General features: G+C 41.4%; 6 protein-coding genes. 3 read left to right on the top strand and 3 right to left on the bottom strand.

Annotated elements, in window-relative coordinates:
• The 3 genes from IIC38_20220 to IIC38_20210 all read right to left on the bottom strand — a co-directional run.
• Nucleotides 1-326 (bottom strand): hypothetical protein (locus IIC38_20220; protein MCH8128247.1); only part of this gene is annotated, 326 nt, incomplete at its 3' end.
• A gap of 26 nt (nucleotides 327-352) precedes the next feature.
• Nucleotides 353-682 carry a hypothetical protein gene (locus IIC38_20215; GenBank protein MCH8128246.1) on the bottom strand — a complete coding sequence of 110 codons (330 nt, stop codon included), beginning with the start codon at nucleotides 680-682 and terminating at the stop codon, nucleotides 353-355.
• Nucleotides 627-1,808, bottom strand: a complete 1,182-nt coding sequence (locus tag IIC38_20210; protein MCH8128245.1) for a choice-of-anchor B family protein — start codon at nucleotides 1,806-1,808, stop codon at nucleotides 627-629. Before IIC38_20210 ends, IIC38_20215 begins: the two co-directional genes overlap by 56 nt.
• A 405-nt stretch (nucleotides 1,809-2,213) precedes the next feature.
• Here IIC38_20210 and IIC38_20205 point away from each other — a divergent pair, with 405 nt between their 5' ends.
• The 3 genes from IIC38_20205 to IIC38_20195 all read left to right on the top strand — a co-directional run.
• A complete protein-coding gene (locus IIC38_20205; protein ID MCH8128244.1) occupies nucleotides 2,214-3,026 on the top strand; it encodes a tetratricopeptide repeat protein in 813 nt (270 codons plus the stop codon).
• Nucleotides 3,013-3,669 carry a TlpA family protein disulfide reductase gene (locus IIC38_20200; GenBank protein MCH8128243.1) on the top strand — a complete coding sequence of 219 codons (657 nt, stop codon included), beginning with the start codon at nucleotides 3,013-3,015 and terminating at the stop codon, nucleotides 3,667-3,669. The genes IIC38_20205 and IIC38_20200 overlap by 14 nt, the downstream gene beginning before the upstream one ends.
• 11 nt (nucleotides 3,670-3,680) lie before the next feature.
• A partial coding sequence (locus IIC38_20195; GenBank protein ID MCH8128242.1) for a methyltransferase occupies nucleotides 3,681-4,117 on the top strand: 437 nt, incomplete at its 3' end.

Raw genomic sequence — 4,117 nt, 5'->3', positions numbered from 1 at the left:
AAAGTTAAGCTTTTATCGGTGGATTCCAAAAACTCCTCCACCCAACCCATGACCTTGGGATGCAGAAAAAGGTCCGTCCATTCCATGTATTCATTGCCACCCAGAAGCCAGTTTTCTTTGAATTTGGTGGGAACCTTTTGGATTTCTCGCAAAATAAACTGCCAGTGTTCTTGCGTGGTCAGGGGGGGTTCCACGGTGGGGCGATAACTGTGGTCCTTTTCATAACAAAAGGTACACTTCACTGGGCAGGTTTTACCCAGACTGACGGGAATCTTCCCCTCATTGATCTCCTTCCTGAACACATCATACAATACGGCTTGATCCAAAACAGTCACCCCCCATGCTAGAAATTTTAATCCCAGGAATCAAAGGCCTCGGAAAGAGATTTGTCCACGGGTACGAGATCTCTATCCTCCTCGCTCAACTCGTGGATCAATTCGTTGAGATGCACTGCCGTGCACCCCATATAGGCCAAGCTTTCCTGCGCCAGTTTCACCGACATGACCCTCAATTTCTTACTCAACTCGCCAAGATGATTCTCATCGGCGCAATTGACCAAGGCGCCTTTCTTAAAGGCTTCAATGGCCTCCTTGAATTTTTTTTCTTTTTGAAAATCCACCCCGGCCTTAAAGGTGTCCTGAACCTCCCGCACCTGCTCTACGGTGACTGGTTGTCTTGCCATAATTTCTTCCCTGAATATCAAATAAAGAAATAGTGTTTATTTCAAAATTAGCAGCATTAATATTTATTTTGTCGCTTGTTGGGTTTGGATACACTGAAAAGGTAAAAGAATTAACCTTGTCTTCAACAGAAAGTAATTCACTAAATCCAAATATCATAACACCTCCACCAGACCTATCATTAATATAAATGTTGCCTGTTACAGGTGATGGATAAATTCCAAACGCCCCTGTAAATCCTTCACCATTTGTATTACTGGTATCGTACTCGTCTATTAAAACCAGATTGGAAGGATCGGTTATATCAAATACCCGAAATCCGGCTGAATAATGAGCAGAATAAGCATAATTGCCAATTACATAAAGATTATGTGGCGTTGAATTAGGGTCGGCAGTCTCATTAACTCTTACTGGATTTGCAATATCCGAAATATCCCAAACACTAATATCGGCTTGAGGATGATTGCCAAGTTCATCATTGATATAGAGGTAATTACCATCTGATGAAATATCCCCCTGATGATGATATGAAATAGTAGGATCTGTTATCGATGAAAGTAATATAGGTGCTGATGGATCAGTAACGTCATATAAATTTGTTGCCGATCCTCCATGACAATCAATCATTAAATTACCCCTTACAGTAACGTCGTGGCCTCCGTTTCCTACTTGTGCTAAAAACAAGGGAGATGTAGGATCTGGATTTAAATCATAAATTCTAACTCCTGGAGAGGAATTATACATATATCCCCTATCATCAATGAAAATATTATGTCCGGAAGGAAATGTACCTACAACCTGTGCATTAGTTGGGTCTTCGATATCTACAATAAAACCGGTACCACCACCACTCGTAGAACAATAAACATAATGGCTCCATACCTTTACATCAAAACCTGGAACAGAAGTTATAAAATCAATTTGTACTGGCGAAGTTGGATCGGTAACATCAACTATAGACATTCCGCCGTTACCTCCTACAATTGCATAAACTTTACCTGTAATTTCATCTACATATTCCCAAATATCGGTTCCGGAATTTCCCGTAGTAAGTTGCCCTTTTAAAGTAATAGTTTGTGCAAAAGTAAAAAGGGGAATTAATAAAAATAAGAATAGTACTTTTTTCATAACAATAAATATTAAGAATTAAATTTTTCTAAATATATGATATTTATTTTTTAGCTATTTTCCTCTTTACAATTCATCCTTTCGCTTTAATGATTCCATAATATACAGTTTATTCAAGAGTTTAAACAGGATTAGTAAATTACTTATTACGTTTTTACTCTTACAGATAAATAATAAGAAATTACCTGATAATTAGCTATATAGGTATTTAATTCTACATCGCAATCCTACAATATAACTTTATAATTTTTATATTAATGAGTAATTAAACGAGTATTAATTACAGTTTAACTAAAAGGTTCTTATTTGAAAATCTTTTGATTGATTTTTTTGTATTTTTATATAATATATGAGCTTAAAAAAATATTATAGTTTATTTTTATGAATGTTTTCTCCGAAATTTTAATGGTTGGCATTTTCATTTATGGCCTCGGCTTCAACCCTGCCCAGGCAAGCGACCGGAGGATGTCGGAACCTCTACCGCCGCCAAATCCTGCGGAAATGAATGCTTGGTATCCGCCTGACGAAGAGGCACTGCAACTTCGCCGGGGAAATCAGGTTTACCTGGACGAAATGTCCGCGGCCATGAAAAAACTATTCGATACTTACGCGGATATTCTGGGCGATGAAATCATTTTAGAAAATCTCATACGCAGGTTCAGCCCTGATATGGAACAACTGGAGGCTAGTTTTACCCAAAGCTTGAATGAACAAAAAATAAAAAACGAAACACTAGACAAAGAAGTTCAAACCCTCCATGCATCGTTGGGCGGACTTAAAACGGAAATAGACCGCCTGCAAAAGCTCCATAGCGAAAAGGCTTTTTACGAGGATGACTACCGCGCCGCAATTTTGCTATTCCGCGATGGAAAATATTTAAGAAGCCTCGGCAAATTCAAAAAGGTCAAAAAATCTAATTATCCTTCGTTCTTAAAGGATAACATTTTGTTTGGATTGGGCTCCAACTATTTCAAATTGAAGAAATTTCCCAAGGCTATTCGCTATTTCGAGAAAATCATCGACCACCACCCTGCGGGAGACAAGTGGCTCGCCGCCCACGCCGTATTGGGTACGATTTACGGAATACAGGGCGATTTCGATAAGGCCGTGCGCTATTTTGAAAACGCATTGAAACAAAATCCCTCAGAAGATCTGCGCAATACTCTAACCCGTTTGCTGAACCAGACCTTGGAGAAAAGCACGGATGCCCGAAGTTAACCAACCGGCCCCCAATCTGGAAGTGAGTGAATGGGTGCAAGGTGACCCAACGAATATCGACCAGGAGCGCGGCAAGGTCATTCTCATTGAAGTGATCCAAGTCAATTGTCCGGGGTGCTTCATTGCAGCTCTGCCCGAAGTCATAGAAGTTTATACGAAATATAAAGACCAACCTCTAACAGTATGGGTGCTGGCCACTGCATTTGAAGATTTTGGTCTCAACACCCTGGAAAACCTGAAAAAACTTGTCACGACAGGGGAGGTGGTCGGACAAACTCAAGCCCATCTGATGGAGCAAAATTTATTGCGGCTCGGCAAACTCCCGTACAGCCTTCCGTTTCCCGTCGCCTGGGACAAACTTGTCAAACGGGAGGGCGCAGTCGGATCCGGTGAAATAGAGCAATGGATGCGACGAGACTTTCCAAATTTTGAGAGCCTGCCGGATTCCACCCGGTCTGCAATCCGATCGGAAATTTCGAATTACCTGGCGAAAAAGAAATTCGACGCTCTCACCTTTGACAAAATGGGTCTGCGGGGGACACCTTCTACCCTCCTCATCGATAAAAAAGGAGTCCTCCGGCACAAGCTGTTTGGCTCGGGTCACGATTTGATGTCTCACGTTGAAAACTTATTGAATGAATAGACAGGAACCTCATGCTCACTCTCCAAAAATTTATTGATACCATTGATCAATTGGAAGACGCCTGGGTCCTTCTGGCGGCCTTGGAATTCCGGCTATTCACCGTTCTCGCAAAAAAAAGCCTGACAGCGCGCCGGATCGCTCAATTATCCAAAACCCAATTCGAGGGCATGCAAGCCCTTCTCAATAGTCTGGTGGCCATGCAGGCTCTACGATATAAGGCGGGGGAATATTCCAATACTTCAGAAATGCATAAATATTTTTGTGCCACCAGTCCGCATTACCTTAAGGGAACCGCCTTTTTAAAATTAGAGAAAAATGATGAATGGACACAATTGATAGGCACCATCAAAAAGGGCCGTGACCTGTCAGCCTTCGAAGGGGGCGACGATAAAAAGTTTCGTTATTTATTTACACACGCCATGCATGAGCGCAGTGTGGGTTATGCGCC

This window comes from candidate division KSB1 bacterium (assembly GCA_022566355.1).
Taxonomy (GTDB): domain Bacteria; phylum Zhuqueibacterota; class JdFR-76; order JdFR-76; family DREG01; genus JADFJB01.
The sequence above is the reverse complement of the archived record's forward strand: the minus strand, read 5'-3'. Positions and strand labels throughout refer to the sequence as shown.